This window comes from Hymenobacter sp. (assembly GCF_036388155.1).
Taxonomy (GTDB): Bacteria; Bacteroidota; Bacteroidia; order Cytophagales; family Hymenobacteraceae; genus Hymenobacter.
Genome location: NZ_DASVSI010000121.1, coordinates 1 through 26,301 on the forward strand (window position 1 = coordinate 1; position 26,301 = coordinate 26,301).

The 26,301-nt window shown below is 58.7% G+C and carries 21 protein-coding genes; 8 read left to right on the forward strand and 13 right to left on the reverse strand.

Features of this window, described 5'->3' with window-relative positions; genetic code table 11:
* Positions 1 to 2,340 (forward strand): T9SS type A sorting domain-containing protein (locus VF629_RS16290; RefSeq protein ID WP_331059548.1); only part of this gene is annotated, 2,340 nt, incomplete at its 5' end.
* 96 nt (positions 2,341 to 2,436) lie between these two features.
* On the opposite strand, the gene VF629_RS16295 is transcribed toward VF629_RS16290, so the two are convergent.
* The 6 genes from VF629_RS16295 to VF629_RS16320 form a co-directional block, all read right to left on the reverse strand.
* A complete protein-coding gene (locus VF629_RS16295; RefSeq protein WP_331059549.1) occupies positions 2,437 to 3,267 on the reverse strand; it encodes a phosphosulfolactate synthase in 831 nt (276 codons plus the stop codon).
* Between the two features lie 122 nt (positions 3,268 to 3,389).
* Positions 3,390 to 4,787 carry a tetratricopeptide repeat protein gene (locus VF629_RS16300; RefSeq protein WP_331059550.1) on the reverse strand — a complete coding sequence of 466 codons (1,398 nt, stop codon included), beginning with the start codon at positions 4,785 to 4,787 and terminating at the stop codon, positions 3,390 to 3,392.
* Positions 4,788 to 4,951: 164 nt separating this feature from the next.
* Entirely contained in the window at positions 4,952 to 5,971 is a 1,020-nt protein-coding gene (locus VF629_RS16305; protein ID WP_331059551.1) for an NAD-dependent epimerase/dehydratase family protein, read from the reverse strand.
* Between the two features lie 90 nt (positions 5,972 to 6,061).
* Entirely contained in the window at positions 6,062 to 6,778 is a 717-nt protein-coding gene (locus tag VF629_RS16310; RefSeq protein ID WP_331059552.1) for a tyrosine-protein phosphatase, read from the reverse strand.
* An 80-nt stretch (positions 6,779 to 6,858) separates the two neighbouring features.
* Entirely contained in the window at positions 6,859 to 9,363 is a 2,505-nt protein-coding gene (locus VF629_RS16315) for a polysaccharide biosynthesis tyrosine autokinase (protein WP_331059553.1), read from the reverse strand.
* A 65-nt stretch (positions 9,364 to 9,428) separates the two neighbouring features.
* Entirely contained in the window at positions 9,429 to 10,223 is a 795-nt protein-coding gene (locus VF629_RS16320) for a polysaccharide biosynthesis/export family protein (protein ID WP_331059554.1), read from the reverse strand.
* Between the two features lie 366 nt (positions 10,224 to 10,589).
* On the opposite strand from VF629_RS16320, the gene VF629_RS16325 reads away from it, so the two are divergent.
* The 4 genes from VF629_RS16325 (at position 10,590) to hpf (ending at position 13,429) form a co-directional block, all read left to right on the forward strand.
* Complete coding sequence (locus tag VF629_RS16325; RefSeq protein ID WP_331059555.1) at positions 10,590 to 11,735, forward strand: acyl-CoA dehydrogenase family protein; 1,146 nt, start codon at positions 10,590 to 10,592, stop codon at positions 11,733 to 11,735.
* 119 nt (positions 11,736 to 11,854) lie between these two features.
* On the forward strand, positions 11,855 to 12,049 hold the full coding sequence (rpsU, locus tag VF629_RS16330) for a 30S ribosomal protein S21 (RefSeq protein ID WP_035564799.1): 195 nt from the start codon (positions 11,855 to 11,857) through the stop codon (positions 12,047 to 12,049).
* 164 nt (positions 12,050 to 12,213) lie between these two features.
* The gene (locus VF629_RS16335; protein WP_331059556.1) at positions 12,214 to 13,092 is read left to right on the forward strand and encodes a tyrosine-type recombinase/integrase; all 879 of its coding nucleotides are present in this window, start codon (positions 12,214 to 12,216) and stop codon (positions 13,090 to 13,092) included.
* A 37-nt stretch (positions 13,093 to 13,129) separates the two neighbouring features.
* Positions 13,130 to 13,429 carry a ribosome hibernation-promoting factor, HPF/YfiA family gene (gene hpf / locus VF629_RS16340; protein WP_331059557.1) on the forward strand — a complete coding sequence of 100 codons (300 nt, stop codon included), beginning with the start codon at positions 13,130 to 13,132 and terminating at the stop codon, positions 13,427 to 13,429.
* Positions 13,430 to 13,565: 136 nt separating this feature from the next.
* On the opposite strand, the gene metK is transcribed toward hpf, so the two are convergent.
* From metK to VF629_RS16360, 4 genes are all read right to left on the reverse strand, one after another.
* Positions 13,566 to 14,825, reverse strand: a complete 1,260-nt coding sequence (gene metK, locus VF629_RS16345; protein WP_331059558.1) for a methionine adenosyltransferase — start codon at positions 14,823 to 14,825, stop codon at positions 13,566 to 13,568.
* 174 nt (positions 14,826 to 14,999) lie between these two features.
* Positions 15,000 to 15,734 (reverse strand): SDR family oxidoreductase, encoded by a 735-nt coding sequence (locus VF629_RS16350; protein ID WP_331059559.1) that lies wholly within the window; start codon positions 15,732 to 15,734, stop codon positions 15,000 to 15,002.
* Between the two features lie 64 nt (positions 15,735 to 15,798).
* Entirely contained in the window at positions 15,799 to 17,019 is a 1,221-nt protein-coding gene (locus VF629_RS16355) for a class I SAM-dependent methyltransferase (protein ID WP_331059560.1), read from the reverse strand.
* 29 nt (positions 17,020 to 17,048) lie between these two features.
* Positions 17,049 to 17,660, reverse strand: coding sequence for a hypothetical protein (locus VF629_RS16360; protein ID WP_331059561.1), 612 nt, complete (start codon positions 17,658 to 17,660; stop codon positions 17,049 to 17,051).
* A 162-nt stretch (positions 17,661 to 17,822) separates the two neighbouring features.
* On the opposite strand from VF629_RS16360, the gene VF629_RS16365 reads away from it, so the two are divergent.
* The gene (locus VF629_RS16365) at positions 17,823 to 18,575 is read left to right on the forward strand and encodes a DUF4397 domain-containing protein (protein ID WP_331059562.1); all 753 of its coding nucleotides are present in this window, start codon (positions 17,823 to 17,825) and stop codon (positions 18,573 to 18,575) included.
* Between the two features lie 123 nt (positions 18,576 to 18,698).
* Positions 18,699 to 20,018, forward strand: a complete 1,320-nt coding sequence (gene ahcY / locus VF629_RS16370) for an adenosylhomocysteinase (RefSeq protein WP_331059563.1) — start codon at positions 18,699 to 18,701, stop codon at positions 20,016 to 20,018.
* A 259-nt stretch (positions 20,019 to 20,277) separates the two neighbouring features.
* Here the strand turns inward: ahcY and VF629_RS16375 are convergent, their stop codons facing one another.
* Together VF629_RS16375 and VF629_RS16380 are read right to left on the reverse strand one after the other, a co-directional pair.
* Complete coding sequence (locus tag VF629_RS16375) at positions 20,278 to 21,426, reverse strand: SDR family oxidoreductase (protein ID WP_331059564.1); 1,149 nt, start codon at positions 21,424 to 21,426, stop codon at positions 20,278 to 20,280.
* A 377-nt stretch (positions 21,427 to 21,803) separates the two neighbouring features.
* Positions 21,804 to 22,853 (reverse strand): LLM class flavin-dependent oxidoreductase, encoded by a 1,050-nt coding sequence (locus VF629_RS16380; RefSeq protein WP_331059565.1) that lies wholly within the window; start codon positions 22,851 to 22,853, stop codon positions 21,804 to 21,806.
* A gap of 106 nt (positions 22,854 to 22,959) precedes the next feature.
* On the opposite strand from VF629_RS16380, the gene VF629_RS16385 reads away from it, so the two are divergent.
* A complete protein-coding gene (locus VF629_RS16385) occupies positions 22,960 to 25,425 on the forward strand; it encodes a S9 family peptidase (protein ID WP_331059566.1) in 2,466 nt (821 codons plus the stop codon).
* A gap of 145 nt (positions 25,426 to 25,570) precedes the next feature.
* Here VF629_RS16385 and VF629_RS16390 read toward each other — a convergent pair whose 3' ends face one another.
* Complete coding sequence (locus VF629_RS16390; RefSeq protein ID WP_331059567.1) at positions 25,571 to 26,290, reverse strand: hypothetical protein; 720 nt, start codon at positions 26,288 to 26,290, stop codon at positions 25,571 to 25,573.
* Positions 26,291 to 26,301 lie beyond the last annotated feature (11 nt).

Sequence of the window (26,301 nt, forward strand, 5' to 3'; positions counted from 1 at the left end):
GGCCTTTCCGGCAACATTCGCCGCTTTTCGCTCAATAATATCGGTCGGAATTTGTTGGCCTCAGTCGTCAGCCCGGCCGGCGCGGCGCCGGGTGCTCAGTACCGCTTCGACGTTCGCTTTACTGCCATTGACAACGTGAACGGAACCCGATTGGAGACTACGTTTCGCCGTTCGGTCTTCCGGGTGATAGGTGCCCGGCCGGCGCCAACCAACATTTCCTCGACCCAAATCCTGGTAGACAGCGACGGCGTGGACCCCAAAACCACCAACGTTACGTACGACGCCAGTGCTGCCACTTCAGCGCCGGACTTTCAGGGATTCAATTTCGGTGCTTTTGACATCAACACCGGCCAGCTGTTTCTGAACGGCGGGCGAGTGACTACGTTTGAAAGCAATGGTGACCAAGTGAGCGCTGTGCGCCTGTTCTACCGCATTTACAAAAGCGGAGCCCTCACGGCCGGCGGATTCACCAACATTGCCCTGCAGGGCGGTGGTACTGCTACCAACGGCACCCGCACCTTTGACCTCACAACTGCCCAGCAAAATCTGATTACGGGTTTAGCCAATCAAGGCATCGGCAGTTTTTTCATTGAAACCTATTTCGAGGCCGATGTGGCCCGTCCCAACGGCACCTTCGCTATTCTGCGTGACGACAATAACACCAACTTTTATCGCGCCACCCTCAGCACCACGGGCATTCCCATCGTCACGATTACATGGACGGGTGGTATCGATGACGACTGGTTCACTCCTGGTAACTGGGACTTGAACCGCGTACCTGACGCGAATACGAACGTCATCATTCCCGACTTTGGTCCTTCGGTTTCCACGCCCTATCCTAACATCAACAGCGACGTTAGCTACACCACCTCGCGCAACACGGTCAAAAACAACATCGGTTCGGGCCCAGCCCTGGCCCGCAACCTGGCGTTGCAGGGCGGCTCACAGGCGTTGCGCTCGATTTTGCGCGTGATTGTGGGCCGTCTCAAAGTCACCGGTGACTTCAGCAACCAGTTCGATAGCTTCATCATGCGCGACGGCACCACGCTGGAACTGGCCGGCGTAAACCAGGAAATTAGCGGCGGTTCGGGCTTTGCCAACGTGGTGATTTCGGGCGGTGGCATCAAGAACCTGCCCGGCTCGATGCTCATCACCGAAAGCTTCACGTTTGACAACGCCAACGGTGGCGGCATCTTCACCACCGACATTGCTCAGCCCACCCGCTCGTTTGTGGAATTGTCGGACCGCGCTTCCAACAACAACAACAACGGGGCGCAGCTGGTGGGTGAAACGGAAACTTCCTACATCCGCGGCTTCGTCAAGACCAACCGGGCCAACGTGACGGCCAACGAAGCCGCGCCTCGCACCTTCGGCGGTATCGGTCTGGAACTGCTCTTTACCGGCGCCAACAACCCTGGCGACGTACTCGTGACCCGCAACACGGCTGAAAACTACACGCCGCTGGGCTCCAAGTTCAGCATCCGGCGCATCTTTGGTGTGCGGCCTAGTTCCCCCAACACCAATAGCGGCGGCCTGACAGCTACTATGAGATTCCGTTACCTGGACAACGAAACCGTGAACTTGGGCCCTGGCGGCACGGGCGTTATTCCAGAACCCAACCTAACCATCTTCGTTTCGACCAACTCGGGTGGCACCTTCGGGCTGGTAGGCCGCGACGGCCCGGTTGACCAGACGAACAACATCGTGACCAGAACGGGGGTGCGCACGTTTGCCACTTTCACCCTGGGCGACACCGAGAACCCTCTGCCCGTGCGCCTGACGGCGTTTGATGCCCAGCGCCTCGGCGCCAACGCGCTGATTACCTGGAAAACGGCGACCGAGCTAAACAGCAAAGGTTACGAAGTGCAGGTGTCGACCAACGGCAAGGACTTCCGCTCCTTGGCCGAAGTGGCCAGCGCCTCGCCCAACAGCACCCGCGAAACGGAGTACCGTTACATCGACGTGGAGAAAAACAAGTCCGGTATCCGTTATTACCGCCTGCGTCAAATTGACCTCGACGGCAAAGAGACTTTCTTTGCCGCACGCTCGGTGAGCTTCGAGGGCAAGGCATCGGAAGCCACCACGTTGGCCGCCTACCCGAACCCTTTCCGCAACGGCGACCAAGTACACTTGGCCCTGCAGTCGTCGCAAGGCGGCAAAGGCCAGCTCCGCATCACCGACCTGTCGGGTCGTATGATTCGCGAGGAAGCCGTGACGCTCACCACCGGCCTCAGTGACTTCGCCGTACCAGGCATGTCTGAGCTGAAAGCTGGCTTGTACATGGTGAACCTTACGCTGCCTTCTGGCGAAGTGAAAAAGCTGAAGGTTGCCAAGCAGTAAGCTTGACACCTCAGGCAATCAAAAAGCCGGCCTCCGCAAGGGGGGCCGGCTTTTTCGTGTTATAATCGGTGGACTCGTTTAGCCCGAATGGCTGCTTTAGCCGCGAGGCATAGAAGTACCCGGCTTGCCGGTCTTGGCGGCGGGGCGGAACATGGGGTCCACGGCGTCCATGTCGAGGAAGTGGGAAAACGTGTCGCCGCGCAGGCCCAGCCGAATGGTTTCCAGGCTGACCACTTCGTTGGGGGCAATGTTGCCTAAGTTCACGTTGGCGCCCAATAGCTTGATGAACCACACCTGCTGGGCTTTCTGCGGGGCTTCCCACAGAATCTTCTCCGACGGAATCTTGGTCAGGATTTCCTCTACCAGGCCCGAGCGCACCTCGCCGGTGCTGCGAAACAGGCCCACGTTGCCGCCCTCGCGGGCCTCGCCAATTACCTTGATGGCGCCGGCCGCCAGCTCGGTTTCCATCTGCGCAATCCACTTGTAGGGCGGAATGATTTTCTCCGCGTCTTTCGACCCCACTTCGCTCAGCACCTGCACGCTCTTGCTCAGGTCGCGGATGTACTCGCATTTGCGCTCGTGGTCGAGGTCGATGCTGCCGTCCGATACCTCGGCGTACTCCATGCCGTACGTGTCCAACAGGCGGCGATAATCGTCGAACTGGTTGCGGATGATGAACGCCTCGAACAGCGTGCCCCCGAAGTACACCGGAATTCCGGCCGCCCGGTAGATTTCCAGCTTGCGTTTCAGGTTGGGCACCACGTAGGACGTGGCCCAGCCCAGTTTCACCACGTCGGTGTAGGCGCCGCCTACTTCCAGAAAGTCCTCCACTTCGCGCAGGCTCATGCCCTTGTCCATGACCATGGTATAGCCTTGTTCGCGGGGCTTAGGGGTGCGCTCGGGGAGCTGAGAAAGGTCGTAATTCATCAAAACAACGGTAATTGGGTGAAAGAGGGAAATGCGCGGGCTGCAAAATAGGGGTGGCCGCGGCAAAGAAAAACCGCCCGTCGAACGACGGGCGGTTGCAAAAGTAGCGTCAACGGGAAGTCTTATTTGCGAAACTGTTCAATCAGCTTCTTCAAGCCCGGCTGCTCGCGCAGGGCGGGGAAATAGTCAAACAGCAGCACGTGCTGCTCGAAATTGAGCGTGAGGGCCGTTTCCAGCACATCGTACGCTTCGCGCAGGCGGCCATCGGCCAGCAAGTAGGCGCACAGCATGTAATGGAAGTGTGCCTCGTGCGGGTGCAGGTTCACGGCATGCCGCACCAGGTCCACAGCTTCCGAGAAATGGCCTTGCTCGTAGAGGATGGCGCTCCAGCTCACCCAACCTTGCACGTCGTCGGGGGCCACTTCAGTGGCTTTTTCGTACGACTCCAGCGCGCTAACCACGTTGCCCACCTGGTTTTCGGCCGCGCCCAACGCCGACCAGTACTCACCGCTTTCGGCGTAGAGCTCCGTCGCCTTCCGGAAGTAGTGAATCGCCTCGAACCAGCGGCCCTGCTCCTGCAGCAGCACCCCCTGGCCAAACCAGGCTTCGTCCATTTCCGGGTTCAGCTCCAGCGCCTTGCGGTAGTACTTGCGGGCGGGCTCCCAGTCGCGCAGCTTCTCATAGCACTCGCCGATGTTGCACAGGGCTTCGTCGGTGGGCTCGCCGGCTGGGTAGGCCAGCTCGAACTCCGCAATGGCCTTTTTGTATTCCTGCTGGCACACAAAGGTGTCGGCGAGCCAGTGGTGGGCGTCGTAAAAATCGGGGCTGATGACCACCGCGTAGTCAAAGGCTTCGGCGGCTTTGGCAAAGTCCTCGCGGCGGTACCAGTACTGGCCCAGGTTGTACCAGGCCGTGGCCGAGTACGGGTCGTCGTCGGTGAAGCGCTTGAAAAACTCCTCGTGCTCTTCCAGGCGTGCCGTGATGTCGAGGCAGTGCAGCAACTCCTGCACCCCGGTTTCGTTGTCGGGGTTCAGGCGCAGGCTCTGCTTGTAGTGCTTGGCCGCGCTTTTGAATTTCTGCCAGCTCTGGAACGCCAGCCCCAGGTTGAAGTGAATGTCTTCGCGCTCGGGCTCCTGTTCCAGTCCGGCCCGGAAAAACTCCACTGCCTGCGCAAACTCGCCCCGCTGCGTGCTGATGATGCCCCGCGTCACGGCCACGTCGGCGTTGGTGGGGTCCAGGGCGGCTACTTCGTCAATCTGGCGTTCGGCTTCGGTGTAGTCGCCGCGCATGGCCGTTACCTGGGCGCGGTCGATGAGCAGTTCGGTGGAGAAAGGGTATTGGCCCAGCGCGGCCTCGCAGGCCTGCAGGGCCTTGTCGAATTCGGCGTTGGTGACGTAGTGGTCGATGATGTTCTCAAAGTCCTCCAAATCAAAGAATACAGGCTCCTGGTGGTCCACCATGCGCTCGAAGCGGCGCACAATATCCAGCACAGCCCGGTGGTTTTCAAAATGTTCGTTCATGCGCATAAAACCGCAGTTAAGTGGATTAATCTGGTTTTGTGGGTCGCCGCAAGCTGCCGTTAGGACTTCGTGTCAGGCCGTTTGCCAACGCGGTTCCACTCCACTTTATCAGTACTCTATCAATGATAACAAATATTGGCTAAAACCGTGCAATCCGGTTGTTGCTAAGATACGACAACGGCCGGTGCGAGGGTAGGATTGGCCATTAATTCGGACGCGCACCACGCCATAGTGTCGGCTAACGGGCGGAATCCGAGGCCAGTAGCACTTTGTACTTTGGCGTGCGCGTACACCACCGGTTGGCGGCCGGCGCGGGCCGTGTCTTTGGTGATGAGCGGCCGGGCCCCGGTAAGCACCGCCCGGGCGTGCTCCAGGCGCCAGATGATTTCGGCGGCCCAGTTGGGCACGGCCACCGTGGGCGGGCGGCGGCGCATGACGGCGGCCACCTGCCGGAAAAAGTCGGCCAGCGGCAAGGCCTCTGCGCTCAGGATGTACCGCTCGCCGCTCAGGGCGGGCCGGTCCAGGGCGAGGGCCAACAATTGCGCCACCACGTCGCGCACGTCCACAAAATTGACCAGCCCGCGGGTGTAGAAGCGGTGCTGCTGGTAGGCGTAGCGCAGCAGGCGCGTGCTGCTGCGGTGCCAGTCGCCGGGCCCCAGCACCACCGACGGGTTCACCACCACGGCCGACAGGCCTTCGGCCACGCCGCGCCACACTTCCAATTCGCCCAAGTACTTGGACGTGGCGTAAGCCGGGTGCGCAGCTCCCAGGTCCCAGGTGGCCGTTTCGGTCACGGTGAGGACGCCGCTTGCCGCCGGAATGCCGGCCGTGGGGCGGCCCAGCGCCGCCACCGACGACACGTGCGCCAGCCGAATGCCCGGCCGCTCCAGGCAAGCATCCACGACGGCCGCCGTGCCCTGCACATTCACGGCCAGCAGCAGGTCTTCGTCTTGGGGAGCGTACGACACGAGCCCGGCGCAGTGGAAGACGTGCGTCACATCGGGCGTGAGGGCCTCGCGAAGCAGCTCAGTGTCGAGCAGGTCACCGGCCAGCCATTCTACCCCCGCTGCGGCGTTGGCGGGTACCGCTCCCCGGTGCAACGCCCGCACGGCCAGCCCGCGGGCCCGCAGCGCCCGCAGCAGAAAAGAACCAATGAGGCCGGTGCCGCCAGTGACAAATATCATGAGGGTTGTCGCGTGGTAAAGCAAAAAGGGTGCTTTGCTGCTCAGAAACCGGTGAGCAATGTGCGCACTTCCTTATCAGCAACCAAATCCTTAAAGTGTTCGGTTGAGCAGCGGCAATTGCAATAATTTTTCCATGTGTGGCTGGGCCAGAGCCCGTTGCTGCAGGGTGTCGGTATGGCGCAAATGGTGCGTGTCGGTGCCCACAAAGTCCACCAAGCCCGCATCAATGAGCTGCTCGGCTACCTTTTTGGCGCCCGGCGAGTAATAGCCCGCCAGCGAGTTGAGGTTGACCTGAAGTAGCACGTTCTGGTCGCGACGCAGCTTTTCCAGTTCAGCAAACCGGCCGTACAGGTACGTGTAGCGCTCGGGGTGGGCCAGCACCGGACAGTAGCCCTGGGCCTGCATTTCAAAGACGATATCGAACAAGTTGAGCGGCTCGTTCATATAAGACGTCTCAAGCAGCAGGTAGCGCTTGTCGCCCCCGAAGGTGAGCATCTCAGTGCCGTCGCTCAGCTTATGCCCCAAGAACTCGTCCAAGTAATATTCGGCCGCGCATTCGAGTACGACATCGCCCAAGCCGGTGTTGGCCGCAGCCTCGCGCATGTATTCCAGGGTCGCACGAATGCTTTCGGGGGTGTTCTTGTAAAAGTCGCCCATGATGTGGGGCGTCATTATCAACTTCCGAAAGCCCAGGTCGCGCAACGCCCGGAGGAGTTCAAGCGACTTCTCAATGGAGTCTGCGCCGTCGTCGAGGCCGGGCAGCAGGTGCGAGTGCATGTCGGCACCCAGGGTTGCGAGAGAGGACAAGGCCGTGGCAGCAGGTGCCTCCGAAGCGGAAGCATCGCCAAAAAGCCGTTGCCAAAACGAAGCCATTTAGAGTGCGTTGATTAAGTGAAAAACTTTTTCACCTTCGCCCCAAAGGTAAGCGGCTTGCTCGCCGGCTCTTCGTAATAGCCTTGTCCGTACGCACCGTAGCCGTAGCCGTAGCCATACCCATACCCATAGCCATACCCAGTGCCCGATTGAGCATCGTTGAGAATGGTGCACATGCGCGTGAAATTGTTGCTGCGCATAAGACGGTTCATGTTCTTGATAAATGCCTTCCGCGAATAGTCAGCCCGCACAATGTAGAGCGGAATATCGGCCTTGCGCATAATCAGGATGCCGTCCGTCACCAAGCCCACCGGGGGCGTATCGATGAGTATGACGTCGTAGGTCTGATACAGTTCCTGAATCATGGCGTCGAACCGGTCACTTAGAATGAGTTCCGACGGGTTAGGCGGAGTCGGGCCGGCCGAAATGAACTGCAACGTGTCGATGGTGGTGGGCTGAATGCACTCCTGCACGCTGTGGCGCTCAATGAGGATGGTGCTGATGCCGCGGGTGTTTTCGGCGTCGAAAGCCAAGTTGACCTTGGGCTTGCGCATGTCCAGGTCCAGAATAATGACGCGCTGGCCCGACAGGGCAATGATGCCGCCCAGGTTTACCGTAACAAAGGTTTTGCCCTCGCCCGAAATGGTGGACGTCACCGAAATCAACCGTTTCTTTTTGGCCGAACTGATGAAATCCAGGTTGGTTCGAATGGAGCGGATGGATTCCGAAATAGCCGACTTGGGGTTTTTATCAACCACAAGACGAGAAATTTCCATTTTCTCCTTGTCATACGTCGGAATAATGCCCAGCACCGATGCTTTGGAGTCGCGGTCCAGCTCCCGCACGTTCGTGACCGTGTTGTGCATGAAATACCGTACCGCAATCAGGCCCAAGCCCAGCAGCAGGCCACCTGCCAGTCCCACCGCGTACACGAGCAGCTTGCTCGGGAAAATGGGCTCAGCGGGCGGCGAGGCCGGTGACAAAATCTGGAAGTCTGCGGTGTTACCCGCCTTCTGGATATTAAAGTCTATTTCTTTCTCAAACAGCATCAAGTAGGACTTGGTGTACAAGTCCAAGGGCCGCATCAGGCGCGACAGTTCCGTTGCCTTGGCCGGCAGGCTCTGCAACATGCCTTCCAACTTGTTGCGCTGTTGGTCAAGTAGCTGCATTTTACGGTTTAGCAGCTTTCGGTCTTGTATCAGCAGGCGCCGGATGCTTTCGCGGGTGAAGACCAGTTCCGCCTGGCGTCGTTGTACTCCTTCGGTCTTATCGGTGCTCGAACGCAAAATGCGGCGCAATTCCCACTGTTGCGCATTCAGGTCGTTTAGTGCGGTGGCGAGTTGGGGGTCTTCTAGGCTCGACAACGTCGGGATACTCTCCTCAACTGTCTCAGTCTCGGAATTGGTGAGGCGTTCCTGTTCTGCCAGCCGGGTTATTTCAGCCAATAGCGACATTTTTTCCTGCAACTCGGCTCGGCTGGCCTCAAGCGCTTCCAACTTATCGGCAATGGCCGCTACGTCCGACTTTACGTCGTACGTTTTGGTTTCTTCCGTGAAGTTCTGCAGATTGACTTCCGCCTCTTTCAGCTTGTCCTCCGTTACGGCCGAAATTTTATCCAAAAAATTCAATTGCTGCTCCGTTGACTCTCTTTTGCGAGCCAGCTTTTCTTGCCGATAGACGGTATCAATTTTATTGACAATTGCTTGTGCTTTGCTTGGATTGAAGTCTTTGAAAGAAATTTGGATGGTATTGGCGTCTGGATTGACTATTTCAACCGCAAGGTTTTTGTCGAGGTAGCTATTGACGGCGCCTTCGTCCTGAATGGTGAAATGATAATCGGGCTCGAGGGCTTTTGCTGTTAAAAAAGGCGTGCCGGTTACCTGAAGCTTTAAGCCGGGGAAAGAAATGGTCTGACCCAGACTAAATTCTCCGCCCAACGCCTGGTCATTGCTCATGATGTCGAGTCGGAAACGCTGCGGACCCGTAAATTTTAAGTTGAATTTGCGGTTATAATAGCTGGGACTGGTAATGTCGTAGCGAACGCGGAAGGGGGAAGTGCCATACATTTCGCTCTCCAGCACCGTCCCTTGCACGTAGTAGTTCACGTCCAGCGCCAAAGAGTCTTTGAGGCGTCGGTAGATAATGCCCGATTTGATGACTTCGACTTCGCCGGCCAGCTTGCTGCTACGGGCCTTGTCAGCAACAGGAGCCACCTGCCCGGCTAAGCCAAGCGTAGCTGCTTCAGAACGTTCGTCAATCTTGAGTATTGATTGCGACTGGTAGACCGGCTTGGTGTAGCGCAAATACAGCCAAGAAGCCGTCACGCCTAGCGCCGTAAGCAAGAGCAGCCACAGCAGGCTGCGCCGAGCCACCAGCACCAGCGTGCCGAGGTCAAGGCCCGCCGATTCGTCCTCATCGTCAGATGAAGAACTTGCAAAGGGAGCCGCCGGAGGAGCCGCAAGTCCGCCGTTGGCGTTCCGGATGAGCTCTTCCAACTCTGTATTTTCGTTTATAGCCATTACAATGGAGTTATCAACTCGTGCCCCCAGCGTACGTACTGCACGCAGCTACGGAAGATAGAAGCTTATTGTCTAAATAGATTAATAAGTAAGTAGCCGGTTGTCAGCAATAAGCTCGCCACGCTAACGAGTGGGCTCGCTTCATTCAACGCATCTATTAGGGGACGGCGAATAGGCTCGATATAAATGACGTCGTTGGGTTCGACCTGCAGATTGGCGCGCCGCATACCGTTGAGCGTGGACAAGTCAACTTGCTGAACCCGTGGGTTTTTTAAATCTCCACGAATGATGCGAATGTTGTCGGCCCGACCGCCGTTGCGGTTAGGCCCACCTCCCCCGCCAGCTGCCCCATCTATCCCCCCTGCCAATGCCAAAACTTCAAGCAAGTTCATGTTATCGTTGGCGAGGGGAATGACCTGCCCGCCCGAAACGCCGAGTACGATGACTCGGTTGTTGTTCACCCGGGTAGTGACGAAAGGTTGAATGTAATATTCCGAAAAACGCCCGGCCAGTACACTATCGGCTTGCAGGAGCGACAGCCCGCTGAGCTTGATGCGGCCCACCTGAGGCAGCGTAACGGTGCCATCGGCCTGCACCAAGAATTCTGAGCCCGCGGTAGCGGCCCCGGCGCCTTGGCCAATGTTGCGCGAAGCAGGGCGGGTAGTGCTTCGGGCAGGAGTGGAGCCCGTTGGCTGGCCAAATTGCAATTCGCCGTTGGGGTCAAGAATGCGCTCTCCTCTATTAGTGTTCACCCGCACTTCCAAAATATCGTTGGCCTGAATGACATAATTGCGCTCCGTGCGGTTCACCGCAACGCGCAGTTTGGTGCTGTCAATCTGCCGGCCCTGCTCGTCGGTCAAGCGAAACAGGGTGCGCTTCTGGTAGTAGCGGCTAGTGCCGCAAGACGAAAAGAACAGCAATGCGGGCAGCGCCAGCAGCCAGAGGCGCCCGAAACGGCGAAGGAAAGGAGTCGGCATGAAGGCCAATTAGTGGGGAATCAAACGAAAAATTCGGAAAAAATTCTGCCTCGAAGTCAGATTTCCCCCAAAAAGCCTCAAAAGTAACGCTTTTGCAGGGCCCATTCAAGAACAGGCGTTTACGGCAACCGGTGTTGCTCCTGTTTTCAACTCCTGCAATCGTACTTTCGTGGAGCCAAAACCAGCAACAAATTGTTGTGGGTGCAGGTATTGTCATCTTTATCAAATCCCACCCTCATTTCCTATTCTATGGAAGTTGTAGCCACCGAAAACCAAACCATGATTGCGCAAATGGTGCGCGATTTTGGCGCCCAGCACATCAAGCCCAACATGATGAAATGGGATGAAAGCCAGGAGTTTCCCATTCACGTCTTTCGCCAGCTGGGCGAGCTGGGCCTGATGGGCGTGCTGGTGCCGCAGGAATACGGCGGGTCGGGCTTTGGCTATATGGAGTACGTAACCGCCATTGCGGAGCTGGCCAAGATTGACGGCAGCATCGGCCTGAGCATGGCGGCGCACAATTCCCTCTGCACCGGCCACATCCTGCAGCACGCCTCGGAAGAGCAAAAGCACAAATACTTGCCCAAGCTGGCCTCCGGCGAATGGATTGGGGCCTGGGGCCTGACCGAGCCCAACACGGGTTCTGACGCCGGCAACATGCGCACCACCGCTGTGCTCGACGAGAGCGGGGATTATTATATTATTAACGGTGCCAAAAACTTCATTACGCACGGCAAGTCGGGCAACGTGGCTGTGGTCATTGTGCGTACCGGCGAAGTGGGCGACTCGCACGGCATGACGGCTTTCATCATCGAGCGCGGCACGCCGGGCTTTGAGGCTGGCCGCAAGGAAGACAAACTCGGCATGCGCGCCTCAGAAACCACCGAGCTGATTTTTACCGACTGCAAAGTGCCCAAGGAGAACGTCATTGGCAAGGTCGGCGACGGCTTCGTGCAGTCGTTGAAAGTGCTGGACGGCGGCCGCATCAGCATTGCTGCCCTGAGCCTGGGCATTGCCCAAGGCGCCTTTGAGGCCGCCGTGCAATACAGCAAGGAGCGTCACCAGTTCAATCAGCCCATCAGCAGCTTCCAGGGCATTGCCTTCAAACTAGCTGACATGGCCACGGAAATTGAAGCCGCCAGCCAACTCACCTACCGCGCCGCCGACATGAAAGACCGCGGCCTGAACGTGAACCTGGAGTCGGCCATGGCCAAGCTGTACGCGTCGGAAGTGAGCGTGCGCGTTGCCAATGAAGGCGTGCAGATTTTTGGCGGCTACGGCTATACCAAGGATTACCCAGCCGAGAAATACTACCGCGACGCCAAGCTGTGCACCATCGGCGAGGGGACCAGTGAAATCCAGAAACTGGTAATTGCCCGGGCGCTCCTGAAATAGTAAATCGCAAAGCTTCAGGAGGCTTGCGGGAAGAATTTTTGGTTGCCCAAGCAATTCTACTTATCTTTGCGGCCCGATTTACTCGGCTCCCTCCTGAAAAATCTCCCTCATTCCCTGATATGATTATCATTCAAATCAAAGACAACGAATCGGTTGACCGCGCTCTGAAGCGTTTCAAAAAGAAGTTTGAGCGCACGGGCGTGCTGAAAGAGCTGCGTCGCCGCACCTTCTTCCAGAAGCCCAGCATCACGGAGCGCAAGATGAAGCAAAAGGCTGTGTACAAGCTCGCCACCTACGGCCAGCCCAACGAATAGCCTGCGCTTAGAGCCGCGTTAGCGTTACAAAAACCGGCTGGTTTGCCACTTTAGGCAAGCTGGCCGTTTTTTTCGCGTCCATACCACAACGCAATGCTTGGTGGAAAATAAAAAACCAGTACATTGGATGCCCGGCCCAAACGCCGGGCATTTTTGGTGTTGGTATGGATGCTTTTCTTGATTTTTTGCGCTTCGAGCGTCGCTACAGCCCCCACACGATTACGTCGTACCAAACGGACCTGGGTCAGTTTGCAGCTTACCTGAAATCGGCCTACGATTTGGCCGACCCGGCGCAGGCCACGCATGCGCTCATCCGGGGCTGGGTGGTGGAGTTGATGCAGGAAAACCTCGACCCGCGCACCGTGAACCGCAAGGTGGCCTGCCTGCGCTCGTACTACAAGTTCCTGCTGCACGCTGGGCGCATCGCAGCCAACCCCATGCTCCGCATCAAGGCCCCTAAAATGGCCAAAAAGCTGCCCGAGTTTGTGCCCGAAGAAGCGTTGAACGGCTTGCTGAATTCGTTTGAGTTTGGGGATGACTTTGCCGGACAGCGCGACCAACTGGTGCTCGAAATGCTCTATGGTACCGGCATCCGCCTGTCGGAGCTCATCGGCATTCACGCCGACGATGTGAGCCTGGGCGCGAGCACCGTGCGCGTAACGGGCAAAGGCAACAAGCAGCGCATTGTGCCGCTCAATCCTACGCTGAAGCTGGTAATTGAGAAATACCAGGCAAAACGCGCCCACGAATTCGGGGCCGTAGCGGGCCCGTTGCTGCTCACCGACAAGGGCGAGCCCATGTACGACAAGTTCGTGTACCGCACGGTGAAAAAATACCTGAGCCAGATTACAACCTCGGGCGCCCAGCAGCACCCACACGCGTTGCGGCACGCTTTTGCTACCCATCTGCTGGGCAAGGGCGCCGACCTCAACTCCATCAAAGAATTGCTGGGGCACGCCAGCTTGGCGGCCACGCAAGTGTACACGCACCTGTCCGTGGACCGCCTAAAATCCGTATTTGAACAAGCTCACCCACGGGCTTGAGTTTCTTTTACCCTTTACCCTCTTAATCAATTGCTTTATGAAAGTACAGATGCATTCGGTGCACTTCGACGCCGACCAAAAACTGCTTGATTTTGTGCAGCAACGCCTGAATAAGTTGGAAACTTTTTACGATAAAGTAACCGATGGCGAAGTAATCATGCGCCTCAACAATAAAGACGGCATCGACAACAAAACCGTGGAAATAAAGCTGCTGGTGCCGGGCACCACGCTGTTCAGCGCCGAAGACGCTGCTTCTTTCGAAGCCGCTGCAGACGCCGCCGCTGACAGCCTGCGTCGCCAAATCACGCGCTACAAAGAGAAGACGCTAAGCCACTGAAATAATGATTAGTGGTTAGCGGTTAATGATTAATTTCTCTTGCATTTTCCGCATACGAAAGAGCCCCGCTTGTTCTCACAGGCGGGGCTCTTTTTACAAGCAAGATTAATCACTAACTATTAGCCGTAATCATTAATTACAGGTTGAATTCAGCTTTAATCTGGGGGACGTAATCCAGCTTCTCCCAAGTGAAGGTTTCAAAGGTCTTTACTTCACCGTCCTTCATGGTTACCTGCACCGTGCCGGGCTGGCGGCCCATGTGGCCGTAGGCTGCCGACTGCGCGAAGATGGGGTTCTGCAGGCCGAAACGCTTCACGATGGCGTAAGGGCGCAGGTCGAACAGCTTGTTTACTTTCTCAGCGATTTCGCCGTCGGTGAGGGTGCTGGTGCTGCCCTTGGCTTTGGTAGTGCCATAAGTCGTCACAAAAACGCCTACTGGCTGGGCTACGCCAATGGCGTAGGCTACCTGCACCAATACTTGGTCGGCCACGCCGGCGGCCACCAGGTTTTTGGCGATGTGGCGAGCAGCGTAGGCAGCCGAGCGGTCTACTTTCGAAGAATCCTTGCCGGAGAAGGCACCGCCGCCGTGAGCGCCCTTGCCGCCGTAGGTGTCCACGATGATTTTGCGGCCGGTGAGGCCGGAGTCGCCGTGGGGGCCGCCGATGACAAACTTGCCGGTGGGGTTGATGTGGTAGGTGATTTGGTCCGTGAACAGTGCCTGCACATCGGCGCTCAGGCCGGCTTTCACGCGCGGGATGAGCGTGGCCAGCACATCAGCTTTGATTTTTTCCAGCATGGCGCTTTCCGAAGCGTCAAATTCGTCGTGCTGCGTGCTGATGACGATGGTGTCGATGGCCTCCGGATGGTGGTCGTCGGAATACCGAATCGTGACCTGGCTCTTGGCGTCGGGGCGCAGGTAGGGCATGTCGCGGTTTTCGCGGCGGATGGCGGCCAACTCCTGCAGCAAGCGGTGGGAGAGGTCGAGGGCCAGCGGCATGTAGTTGGCCGTTTCGTGGCTGGCGTAGCCGAACATCATGCCCTGGTCGCCGGCGCCCTGGTCTTCGTCTTTGGCGCGCTCCACGCCCTGGTTGATGTCGGGCGACTGCTCGTGCAGGCGGTTCATCACCTCGCAGGTATCGGCGTTGAACAGGTATTCCGGTTTGTTGTACCCGATGCGGCGAATGGTCTCGCGCACGATGGGCTCGGCGTCGACGTGAGCGGTGGACTTAATCTCGCCAGCCACGAGGGCAAAGTCGGTGGTTACGAGGGTTTCGCAAGCTACTTTGGCAGTGGGGTCCTGGCGCAGGTACTCGTCGAGAATGGCGTCAGAAATCTGGTCGGCAACTTTATCGGGATGGCCTTCCGAAACCGATTCGGAAGTGAACAGATAGGGCATTGAAAGCGCGAAAAGAGCGAGAAAGAAAGAGATATGTGCGTCCAGTTCACCACAAGTCGGGAGGCGGGCGCAGGGCAAAACTACGGAAATCCGAGCTATTCGCCGTTATCAACGAAGCAGATAACTGTAGTCGCTCTCAACAGCCCCCGGGTTCTACGTGCTTCAAATCAGCTGCTAAAGCTGCGCTAAACGCCCTCCGTCCACTGCCAAGGTGGTGCCGTGGATGAAGCTGGCCTCGTCCGAAGCCATGAAGGCAATGGCAGCCGCCAGCTCTTCGGGTTGGCCCACGGTGGCTTTGTCGATGGTTTCGGCGCCGCTTTTCACGTTGGGGTTGCTCCAGAGCATGGGCGTGTCCACGGCGCCGGGCGCAATGGCGTTGATGCGGGTTTGGCGCAGGTCTAGCTCCCGGCTCATGCCGCGCACAAAGGCCTCCATGGCCCCTTTGCTGGTGGCGTAAGGCACCACGTTGGCGGTGGTTTGGTGGGCGTGCACCGAACTGATGGCCACAATGGAGCTGCCCTTGGGCATGTGCGGCAGGCAAAGCTGGGTGAGCTGCGCCAGGGCGCGCAAATTGACTTGCATCAGCAAATCCCACTTGTCCAGCGGCAAGTCCACGAGCGGGTCGTAGGTCATCATGGCCGCGTCGTTGATGAGCACGTCGACCCGTTCGTACTTGGCCACTACCTTTTTCACCGTGCTTTCAATGGCGCGCGGCTTGGCGAGGTCGCAGGCCATGAAAACGGCTTCACCGCCGGCTTTGGTGATGATGCCTACGGTTTCCTTGCCGTCGGCCACGTCGCGGCCCAGCACCACCACTCGCCCTCCTTCGGCCCCCAGGCGCACGCACACGGCCCGGCCAATGCCGGACGTCCCGCCCGTCACCAGGCACACTTTGTCTTTGAAACGCATCAGCAGCATGCTTGACGAAAAAGCCCTGCGCTTCTTCTGTTGCTGCTTTACGAAAGGGCCCGGCTCAGGGCTGACTTGGGGCCGAGGTCACCGGCGCTTGCGCCTTTTCGCACACCAACACCACGGGCCGGCCGCGCAAGTCGGTGGTGGCGAACAAGTAGATGTCGCCGCCCTCGCGGATGCCCGTGTGCCGACGAAAGTCAGCCACCGATTCCGGGAAATTGCGCGTGGTGACGTGGGCACGGGCTTCGGGGCCCAAGTAAGCTTTCAGGGCCGTGCCGTCGGCTTTTTCGGTGGCCAATACTTTGAAAATTCGGCCTGGGAAATTCGGCCGCAGGACGTCTGAGGTATAGAGGTGGCTGTTTTGGTGCAGCTTGAGCAGCTCGAAAGCAGTGCCGATGCTCTTGAAAGCGCCGGCCTTGAGCACCGCGGCGTTGGGCTCGTACAGGTACTGCTGGGCCTCGGCGTAGCGGGGCGTGGCGCGGGCCTCGCGGGCACGGTTGAGGCGGAACTCCTGCTGGGTGCCGTCGCGGCGCAGGTTGAGGGCGTAACGCTCGGGGTCCACGGCGGGCTCCTGGCCCAGTTCGTATAGCACTTCTTTGACTTCATTGTCAACGGCCACCACCCACAGGCGGCGCACGTGGCCCAGCCCTTGCACGGCGTGCTCAATGTCGAGCATGGGCGAAGTTTTGAGCAGCACGCGGTCGGCTTTGTGCAGCAGCAAGGGTAACAATTTCACCACATCGGGCTCGCAGTCGCGCAGCAGAAAAATCTTGCGAGCGGCGGTGTCCCGGCGGGCCGGGTCGAGATAGAGCCAGTCGTAGTGATGCGGGGTCGTTTTCAGAAAGTCCAGCGCGTCGGTGGCGTGCACGGCCACGTTCGGCACTTCGAGCTGGGCCAAGTTGTAGCGCACAATATTGGCCAGCTTGGGGTCGCGCTCCACGTAGTCCACGTGGGCCACGCGGGCGGCGAAGTGCACCGAGTCGGCCCCGAAGCCACCGGTGAGGTCGGCCAGGCGCTGGCCTTCCACCAAGCTGGCCTTGAAGGCGGCAGTGCGGGCCGAAGAGGCCTGCTCGACCGAGAGGGCCGGCGGGAAAATCAAGTCGGGGTTGTCAGCCCAGGCCGGCAGCTTGGCGCGGGCTTTCTGGCGGGCCTGTATCTGGCGCACCAGCTCCGGCACGGGCAGGCCGGGGTGGCGACGGGCTTGGAGGGCCAGGTGCGCGGGGTCGTCGTGCAAGTGCGCGGCTACGTAGCGCCTGGCCGCTTCGGGCAAGGGGTAGTCCATGGAAAAAGCTATACGAGAAAACCCGGCGTTTAGCGTAATGCCCAGCGCAAGGCCAGCTGCGGCTGGCCGGTGGGTGCCATGCCAATGCCTACCGAACTGGGCCGCAAGCGGGGCCATACGCCGCCGTGGGCCAGGTCATCGTTGTAGGCCTTCACCGCACGCTGCAAGTGCGTGTTGGTGTTGCGGTTGATGAACACCGTGGCCAGCACGCTGGCGGCAAACACGCCAAGCGCAACTTTCTGAGTGCTGTTGAAATACTGAGGGTCGCCGCCGGCAAAAATTTGCTGCCCGTACACGCCAAAAGAACCCAGTGCGACCAAACGGTCGACCAGAAAAATCGTTTTCTGGCGCTTGTATTTATCTAAGTAAGCTACCGCTTCGGCGTTGCCAGCCAAGAAAGGCCGCAGCTTTTGGCCGAAAAAACCGGCCGTTTGGTAGCTGTCGCCGCTGGCGCCGGGCGCCAGGAAATCGAAGTTGTGCTGGTGTCCGTTCAGGCCGCGCTCGGCGTCGGTGGGCTCGAGGCGGATGGTGGCAGGAGCCTGCTGGGCAAGGGCCGGCGCAAGGCCCAGAAACAACGCCATTGCGCCCGCAATGAGTAGTCGAAACCGCTGAGGCACCGACGACTGGTGAATGTTATACATGAAAGCAAAGATAGCGCGACCATGAGGCCCAAAATGGGAATGCAACCCTTTTTTCCGGCCCAGTCTCAACAAATAGCGGGGCTTATACGTTCAGGGCGAGCCGGCCGGCTATTGCCGGGCACGCAATCCCTCCATATCAATTCAGTTGATACCTCATTAACTATGGCAACATCTCCCATTTTCCGCCGCGCCCTTCAGGCCCTTCTGCCGGCTACTTTGCTGCTGGCCGCCTGCAGCAAAGACGATGAGCCCGCGGCTCCCGCCCCCGACCAGGGCAAGGTGCTGATTTCTCATGCCGCCGCCGCGGCTAACACGCAGGTGACGGCGTTTGTGAATGACCAACAGGTGGGCCAACTCAACTACGGCCAGTCGAGTGCTTACTTGAACGTGAACGCAGGCAACCAAACCTTGCGCATTAATAGTGGCACCCAGCAAGTAGCCACTCTGCCTATTTCGGTAGTTAAAGACCAGAGCTACACGGTATTTGCTTACTCGCCCACCGCCACTATTGGCAGCGTATTGCTGCTCCCCGTGCAGGACGACCTGACGATTCCTGCCACTGGAACTGCAAAAGTGCGCCTCGTGCATTTGGGCGTTGGAGCGTCTACGCCGGTGCGGCTATCGATTCCCGCTGCTACTCCAACCGGTGCCCCTACCGACCTGACGACTGATGTTGCTTTTGGTGCTGCTTCCCCCTTTGTTGTCGTTAACGCTGGCGCTCTGACTTTGTCTGTTACTTCCGCCGCGGCCCCCCGTACGCAGTTGGTGGCCGTGGGCGACGGTACCGGTACGGGCACGGCGACCACCAAGACGTTTGAATCGGGTAAAATTTATACCATTGTGGTGCGAGGCATTTCCGGCGGTGCTGTGCCACAGGCCCAGCAGATTCAGGCCATTATTATCGCGAATAACTAAGCACGCAATATTTTGCTTGCAGTGAAAAAGCCCCAGCCTGCCAGCCAGGGCTTTTTCGTATGGCCGCCCGAACAAATCAAGTATCTTTGCGGTTGAAACGCGAAACATCAACTAATCTGCATCATGGTGGAAACCACGACGAAAACGTACGTTCCGTACAAAGTAAAGGACATGAGCCTGGCCGAGTGGGGCCGCAAGGAAATCCGTTTGGCCGAAGCCGAAATGCCCGGTTTGATGAGCTTGCGTGAGGAGTTTGGTGCTGCGCAGCCTTTTAAAGGCGCCCGCATTGCCGGTTGCTTGCACATGACCATTCAAACGGCCGTACTCATCGAAACCTTGAAAGCGCTGGGCGCTGAGGTGACGTGGTCTTCTTGCAACATCTTCTCGACTCAGGACCACGCCGCGGCCGCTATTGCTGCAGCTGGCATCCCGGTGTATGCCTGGAAGGGCATGAACGAAGAGGAGTTCAACTGGTGCATCGAGCAGACGCTGTACTTCGGCGAAGACCGTCAGCCCCTGAACATGATTCTGGACGACGGTGGCGACCTCACCAACATGGTGCTGAACCAGTACCCCGAGCTGGCCGCTGGCATCAAAGGCGTGTCGGAAGAAACCACGACCGGCGTGTTGCGTCTGTATGAGCGCGTGAAAAATGGCTCGCTGCCTTTCCCCGCCATCAACGTGAACGACTCGGTGACGAAGTCGAAGTTTGACAACAAGTACGGCTGCAAAGAGTCGGCCGTGGACGCTATCCGTCGCGCGACCGACGTGATGATGGCCGGTAAAGTGGCCGTGGTGGCCGGCTACGGCGACGTAGGAAAAGGCACGGCTGCCTCGTTGGCCGGTGCTGGTGCCCGCGTTATCGTGACCGAAATTGACCCCATCTGCGCCCTGCAGGCGGCCATGGACGGCTTCGCCGTGAAGAAACTGACCACTGCCGTGAAGGAAGCCGACATCATCGTGACGGCTACCGGCAACTGCGACATCCTCACCGAAGAGCATTTCCGCAGCTTGAAAGACAAAGCCATTGTCTGCAACATCGGTCACTTCGACGATGAAATTGACATGGCGTGGTTGAACAAAAACTACGGCCACACTAAGGACACCGTGAAGCCCCAGGTTGACATCTACACCATTGAAGGCAAAGAGGTAATCATCCTCGCCGAAGGCCGCCTCGTGAACCTGGGCTGCGCCACCGGCCACCCTTCGTTCGTGATGTCGAACTCGTTCACCAACCAGACTCTGGCTCAGCTGGAGTTGTGGGAGCGTGCCGACCAGTACGAAAACCAAGTGTACACCCTGCCCAAGCACTTGGACGAGAAAGTAGCCCGCCTGCACCTCGCCAAAATCGGTGTGGAGCTGGACGAACTGACCCCCAAGCAAGCCGACTACATCAAGGTATCGGTGGAAGGCCCGTTCAAGTCGGACCTGTACCGCTACTAGAAACGTCGCTTCTTGCACGTAGAAAAAAGCCCCGCCGTTATTCGGCGGGGCTTTTTTTGTGGCAGCAGCAAGGTGCTTTGTGGTGGAATTATAGGGGGCAGGTTGCCATAACACTTCGCATCGGCCCCGCGAGCAAGTTGCCGTTGCTTGTGAGCAGCGGTTTTAGGGGCTGTGCATTCGTAGCGTGGACTCTGCGAGTCCGCGTATAGCAGAACGGCCCAGGTAACGCGCGGACTCGCAGAGTCCACGCTACGCCCACTTAATAGACCTCAATCTCCGTTAAAATTATTACTTCATCGGCCCCAGCATCCGTTTGGCCATCTGAAGCAGCCGATGCAGCCGGAGCAGCGGCCTCGTTGGTAGGCGCGGCCGCGTTGCCCGCCGTAGTCTTTTGGCTTTTGCGTGCTTTGCTCGCCGCATTGAGGGCCAGGCCCAATCCTGCCACAACTGCCGCGGCCAGCACCGGATGCTTCTGCATCTTCACGTAGATGCTGCCCGAGCGAAACCAGCCTTGGTGCGAGCCATTTTCCTTAAGGCCATAACCGGCTTTGTATAGCGCGCTGGTTTGCGGGTTGACTGACAGCCGGGCGGGGTCCACTTGGCCGGGGTCGGTTATCACTTCCATCAGCTTGTCCATGAAGCGGGGGGCCACGTCGCCCAGCATCTTCAGCACCTTGGCTTGGCCGCCCACGTACATGTCGCGCTTCGGGTGGGCGGCGGCAAAGAGGATGGCCTCTGCAACTGTATGGGGCGGGTACACCATGCCGCGGTGCGCCACCTGATGCTCGTAGTAGCTCTGGGCGTGCTCGTTGTAGGGCGTGTCGATGCGGCCAGGGTGAACGAGTGTGACTGAGACAGGAGCTTTTTCCATTTCCAGTTCCATGCGCAGAGCATCGGTCCAACCGTGCACGGCGTGCTTGGCGGCGCAGTAGGTGCTTTGCACGGGCGTGGCGCGGTCGCCAAAAAAGCTGCCTATGTTGATGAGCGCGCCGGGCGTGCCGCGCTGCTTGAAGTGTTCCACGGCCGTGCGCGAGCCGTACACGACCCCCCAGTACACGGTGTCGAACATGCGCCGCTGGTCTTCAATGGTGACTTGGTCGCAGCGGCCGAAGATGGAAAGGCCGGCGTTGTTGACCCAGGTATCGAAGCTGCCAAACTCAGCAATGGCCGCCTCGGCTATGTGCCGCACGTCTTCCTCGATGCCGACGTCGGCCCGGACGGCGATGGCTTGGCCGCCCTGTGCGCGAATCTCCTCGGCTAGCTGCTGAAGGGCTTCTTCGTTTCGGGCGGCCAGGACTAGCTTGGCGCCGGCTTCGGCCGCCATGCGGGCCGTGACGAGCCCAATGCCGCTCGAAGCGCCGGTAACGACAATGGTCTGTTGGTCTAGTGGTTTGAGGGCAATCTTCATAAAGCTGGGAATAAAGTGAGGTAGAACACCCCCTTTTGTACGCAGCTTCGGATGGCTAAAAACACGGATTTGGGCCGTAGAAAACACGGAAAAACGTTCTGCGTGCAATGGCCGAGCGCGACGAGCGAGTTTTTCCTAAGTAGAGTCGAAAGCGTGTTTGGTATTTTTGTTTAGGTCATGCTGAGCGCAGTCGAAGCATCTCTACTGCAAAGAGTAAACCAATTACTGCTACTGCGGGAGAGATGCTTCGGCTGCGCTCAGTATGACGTTCCAAGGGTATTGCTGGGATGACCAACTAAATACCGAATAGAGCTTTTGTGGAGGGCGCTAGACTAGATATGTAAAGCCGCGCACAGCAACCACAGAAACTATCGGGTCTACTCCACAACTACGCTTACGCCTAAGGCCTCGCGCACCGCGGGTGCCACTTGCGTACCAAATAGCTCGATTGACCGGAGCACACTAGCGTGCGGAATGCCTTCCAGCACTAGTTGGGCTAGAAAGCGGGTGTTGTTGAACAGCCCGTGCAGATTCAGCAGCTTGGCTGTGATTTCCTGCGGCGTACCGACGAACAACGGCCCCTGCGGCCCGCGCAGAAAATCGAAATGCCGACGGTCCATGGGCGACCAGCCGCGCTCACGACCGATGCGGTTCATGAGCGTGGAGTAAGGCGGGAAAAACTCGTCGGCTGCTTGCTCGGACGTTTCGGCCACGTGGAAGTGGCAGTTGAGGCAAAGCGGCAATAGAGCCGCGTTGTGACCGGCCTTCTGAGCTGATTCTCGGTAGAGTTCGGCGAAGGGCACGTAGCGGTCGGGCGAGCCGCCGAGGATGGCAATGGTGAGGGGCAAGCCCAGTTTGCCGGCCCGTACGGCCGAAGCGGGCGTGCCGCCAATGCCTATCCAGACCGGGATTTTGGCTTGTGCCGGGCGTGGGTACACGCCTTGTGCGGCAATGGGGGCCCGGTGCTTGCCCTGCCAGGTTACCACTTCTGCGCCATTGATGTTGAGCAGTAGGCTCAGCTTCTCGACAAACAACTCGTCGTAGTCGTTGAGGTCGTAGCCAAATAGGGGGTAGGATTCAATGAATGAGCCGCGGCCGGCGATAATCTCGGCCCGGCCGCCGGAAATCAGGTCCACCGTGGCGAAGTTCTGGAACGTGCGCACGGGGTCGGCGGAGCTAAGGACCGTGACGGCGCTGGAGAGGCGAATGCGCCGGGTGATGGCAGCGGCCGCGGCCAGGATGACTTCGGGAGAGGAGATGATGAAGTCGGAGCGATGGTGCTCGCCGAGGGCCAGCACGTCGAGGCCCACTTCGTCGGCGCGCTTGGCCAGGGCCAGCAGTTCTTGCATGCGTTGGTGGGCGGCGTGGTCCTGGCCAGCCACGTGGGCCGGCGCCACTTCGCCGAATGAGCTAATGCCTAATTCCATGAGATGAGTAGTCGGGTTGGGGAACAACGGAGACGTGCGCAGGCCGCGAATTGTTTGCACGCAGGCAGGGGTGTCATTTCTTGCGCGGGCCGAGTAGCTTTGTTTTATGCACAAGTTCTACTTTCTGGGGTTGCTACTGCTCGCAGCAGAACCCTCAATGGCTCAGGCACCGGCCGCGCCGGCCGCCGGCCTAGCACCGCTCACGGTTGATAAAATCATGCGTGACCCGGCGCAGTGGATGGGAACTTCGCCCGCCAACGTGTACTGGGGTGAGGACGGACGCCGCATTTACTTTTCCTGGAACCCCACCAAGGAACGGCGCGACTCGCTGTACCAGGTAGCGCCCACGGGCAGCGCGGCGCCGCGCAAAGTGAGCGTGCGTGAGCAGCGGGCGTTGCCCGCCAGCAGTGGCGTGTACAATGCGGCGTATACCCGCAAGGTGTACGAGCGCGACGGCGACATCTACCTGCTGGACCTGAAGACGCAGAAGGTGCGCCGTGTGACCAACACCGCCGAGCGCGAGAGCAACCCAACGTTTGCTATGCTGGGCCAACTGGTGAGCTACGTGCGGGCTCAAAACCTGTACACCTGGGACCCTAGCACCGGCGAAACCACCCAGCGCACCGACTTCCGCAAGGGCAGCAAGCCCGCCAGCACCCTGCCTACTGATAAGGCCGAGCGGTATTTGCGGGCCCAGCAGCTGGCGCTGTTCGACGTGGTGCGGCTGCGCGACCAGGACCGGCAGGCGCGGGAGCGGCAGCAAAAGGCCCTGGCCGGGCTCCAGCCCAAAATCATTTACCTCGGGACGCAGTCCGTGGACAACCTGCAGCTCAGCCCCGACGGCCGCTACGTGACCTACCGGCTGGGACAGGAGCCGAAAGACACCAAAGTGGCGCTGGTGCCCAGCTTCGTGACGGCTTCGGGGTTCACCGAAGACATTTCGACGCGCACCAAAGTCGGGGCTTCGCAAACAGCCTATGAAATGGGCCTCTACGACATTGCCCGCGACACCACGTTTGTGCTGGGTTACACTGAGCTGAAAGGTTTGGACGAGCAGCCGGCGTACCGCAAGGAATATAAGATGCCGGTCAAATCTCCCATGCCGGCCGATTCGGCCAAGGCGGCCATGGCACGCAAGCCCAAGAAGTCGGCCACCGAATTGCGGCGCGTGCAGCCATTCGGCCCGTATTGGTCGACCGACGGAAAGCAGGCTTTCCTGGTGATGCGCACCGCCGACAACAAGGACCGTTGGATAGTGAGCCTGGACCCCGCCACCCAGAAAATTAAACTGCTCGACCGGCAGCACGACGACGCTTGGATTAGCGGGCCGGGCATTGGCAACGGGCCGGGCAACGTGGGCTGGATGCCTGACAACCGCCGCGTCTGGTTCCAGAGCGAGGAAACCGGCTACAGCCACCTCTACACCGTGGACGCTACCAGCGGCCAGAAAAAGGCCTTAACGAGCGGCAAATTCGAAATCCAAAGCGCCGAGCTGAGCCGTGACCGCAAGACGTGGTACCTCATTGCCAACGCCACCCATCCCGGCGAGCAGCACTTCTACCACCTGCCTGTGAACGGTGGCAAGCTCGAGCAACTGACCACCCGCCCCGGTGCCCACGAAGTCACGGTGTCGCCCGATGGCCGCACCCTGGCCGTGCGCTACAGCTACACCAACAAGCCCTGGGAACTGTACGTGATGGACAACAAGCCCAAGGCCAAGATGCGCCAGCTCACCCACAGCACCTCGGCCGAGTTTGAAAGCTACGCCTGGCGCGACCCGGAAATCATCACCATTAAAGCCCGCGACGGGGCCGACGTGTACGCGCGCCTCTACCGCCCGGCCAGTCCCGTGGCCCAGGGCCCGGCCGTGATTTTTGTGCACGGCGCCGGCTATTTGCAGAACGCGCACAAGTACTGGAGCAACTACTCACGCGAATACATGTTCCACAACCTGCTGGTCGACAAGGGCTACACGGTGCTCGATATTGACTACCGCGGCTCGGCCGGCTACGGGCGCGAGGTGCGTACGGGCATCTACCGCTACATGGGCGGCAAAGACCTCACCGACCACGTGGACGGCGCCAAGCTGCTCACAGAAAAGTACGGCGTCAGCCCGGAGCGCATGGGCATCTACGGCGGCTCCTATGGCGGCTTCATCACGCTCATGGCCATGTTCACGCAGCCCGACGTGTTTCGGGCCGGGGCCGCGCTGCGCTCCGTGACAGACTGGGCGCACTACAACCACGGCTACACCGACAACATCCTCAACGAGCCCTACAACGACTCCATCGCCTACGCCCGCTCGTCGCCCATCAACTACGCCAGCGGCCTGAAGGGCGCCCTACTCATGTGCCATGGCATGGTGGACACCAACGTGCATTTCCAGGATATTGTGCGCCTTTCGCAGCGCCTGATTGAGCTGAAAAAGGATAACTGGGAGCTGGCCGTGTACCCCGTCGAAGACCACGGCTTTATAGAGCCCTCGTCGTGGACCGATGAGTACAAGCGTATCCTGAAGCTGTTCGAAACTAACCTTAAACCAGCTGGGGGAAATGGAAGTGCGGGGCAGTGACACTTGCAATGTTATTGAAAACAGTGGTGCTCAGTTGAGCAGCTGTGAAAATATTGTGAAGGGGAGAAAAAGACATCGGGCGGGCCCCCGCGTAGCACGTAATAGCTACGCGGGGGCCCGCCCGATGTCTTTTTCTTCTGCCTGACTATTTCTTCGGAGTTGCTTGAGGCTTGGCTTTAACTGGTTCAGGTAAGCGGGACATATACGACAGTACGTACTGGTTCTGAGGGAAAAATTTCAGAGTGCGCTGACCGTAATGCCTAGTAAGGACTAGGTCACCTAGTTCCGAGAAACACTCGGTTTGGTATTCGAGGGCACTTTGGTAGATGTCATCGGTTTTCCATGAAGGCACGGCATTGAGGGTGAACAGGAAGCGCGAAAGGTTGTAAGCCGCCAGCTTCCACTGACCTTTGTCCATCTGCATGGTAGCCAATTTGTAATATGACTCGCTAAAGTTTAAATAAATCGCGCAGGTGGCTGCGTCTTCGCGTCCGTAGGTATCGAGCATCTCAATAAGACGCTGGTAGGCTGCGTAGCTCTGGTCTTTGCCATCCGGAACCCGGTAGAGTGACCGCGCATACAGGCTAAGAAGTTTGGGAGAGACTAGCTTCTCGCCAACGAATGGCTTTAAATGTGCCGCTGCTTCGGCATACTTTCCGGCCTCATAATCGTATTCTGCCTCGGCTACTTCAGCAGCATGAAGCAAGGGCCGAGGCTTTTTATCTGCACTTGGACTGCGCTTATTCAAGTCGGTATTGCTGACCGGTTGGTCGTCGGCTACCGTATTAAAATACTTTATGTTGGCAGGAAAGGCACAGTCAGCGTTTACAAGCTTCCACTGCGCCTGGCTGGAAAGCGAAGCCATTAGCAGCACTA

Bases quoted from the DNA above. Each gene is read 5' to 3' on its own strand.
- ahcY (WP_331059563.1), top strand. From the start codon at position 18,699: ATGGTGGAAACCACGACGAAAACGTACGTTCCGTACAAAGTAAAGGAC.
- VF629_RS16325 (WP_331059555.1), top strand. From the start codon at position 10,590: ATGGAAGTTGTAGCCACCGAAAACCAAACCATGATTGCGCAAATGGTG.
- VF629_RS16300 (WP_331059550.1), bottom strand. From the start codon at position 4,787: ATGAACGAACATTTTGAAAACCACCGGGCTGTGCTGGATATTGTGCGC.
- VF629_RS16355 (WP_331059560.1), bottom strand. From the start codon at position 17,019: ATGGACTACCCCTTGCCCGAAGCGGCCAGGCGCTACGTAGCCGCGCAC.
- VF629_RS16360 (WP_331059561.1), bottom strand. From the start codon at position 17,660: ATGTATAACATTCACCAGTCGTCGGTGCCTCAGCGGTTTCGACTACTC.
- VF629_RS16390 (WP_331059567.1), bottom strand. From the start codon at position 26,290: ATGGCTTCGCTTTCCAGCCAGGCGCAGTGGAAGCTTGTAAACGCTGAC.
- metK (WP_331059558.1), bottom strand. From the start codon at position 14,825: ATGCCCTATCTGTTCACTTCCGAATCGGTTTCGGAAGGCCATCCCGAT.
- VF629_RS16295 (WP_331059549.1), bottom strand. From the start codon at position 3,267: ATGAATTACGACCTTTCTCAGCTCCCCGAGCGCACCCCTAAGCCCCGC.
- VF629_RS16335 (WP_331059556.1), top strand. From the start codon at position 12,214: ATGGATGCTTTTCTTGATTTTTTGCGCTTCGAGCGTCGCTACAGCCCC.
- VF629_RS16375 (WP_331059564.1), bottom strand. From the start codon at position 21,426: ATGAAGATTGCCCTCAAACCACTAGACCAACAGACCATTGTCGTTACC.
- rpsU (WP_035564799.1), top strand. From the start codon at position 11,855: ATGATTATCATTCAAATCAAAGACAACGAATCGGTTGACCGCGCTCTG.
- VF629_RS16350 (WP_331059559.1), bottom strand. From the start codon at position 15,734: ATGCGTTTCAAAGACAAAGTGTGCCTGGTGACGGGCGGGACGTCCGGC.
- VF629_RS16385 (WP_331059566.1), top strand. From the start codon at position 22,960: ATGCACAAGTTCTACTTTCTGGGGTTGCTACTGCTCGCAGCAGAACCC.
- VF629_RS16365 (WP_331059562.1), top strand. From the start codon at position 17,823: ATGGCAACATCTCCCATTTTCCGCCGCGCCCTTCAGGCCCTTCTGCCG.
- VF629_RS16305 (WP_331059551.1), bottom strand. From the start codon at position 5,971: ATGATATTTGTCACTGGCGGCACCGGCCTCATTGGTTCTTTTCTGCTG.
- hpf (WP_331059557.1), top strand. From the start codon at position 13,130: ATGAAAGTACAGATGCATTCGGTGCACTTCGACGCCGACCAAAAACTG.
- VF629_RS16315 (WP_331059553.1), bottom strand. From the start codon at position 9,363: ATGGCTATAAACGAAAATACAGAGTTGGAAGAGCTCATCCGGAACGCC.
- VF629_RS16380 (WP_331059565.1), bottom strand. From the start codon at position 22,853: ATGGAATTAGGCATTAGCTCATTCGGCGAAGTGGCGCCGGCCCACGTG.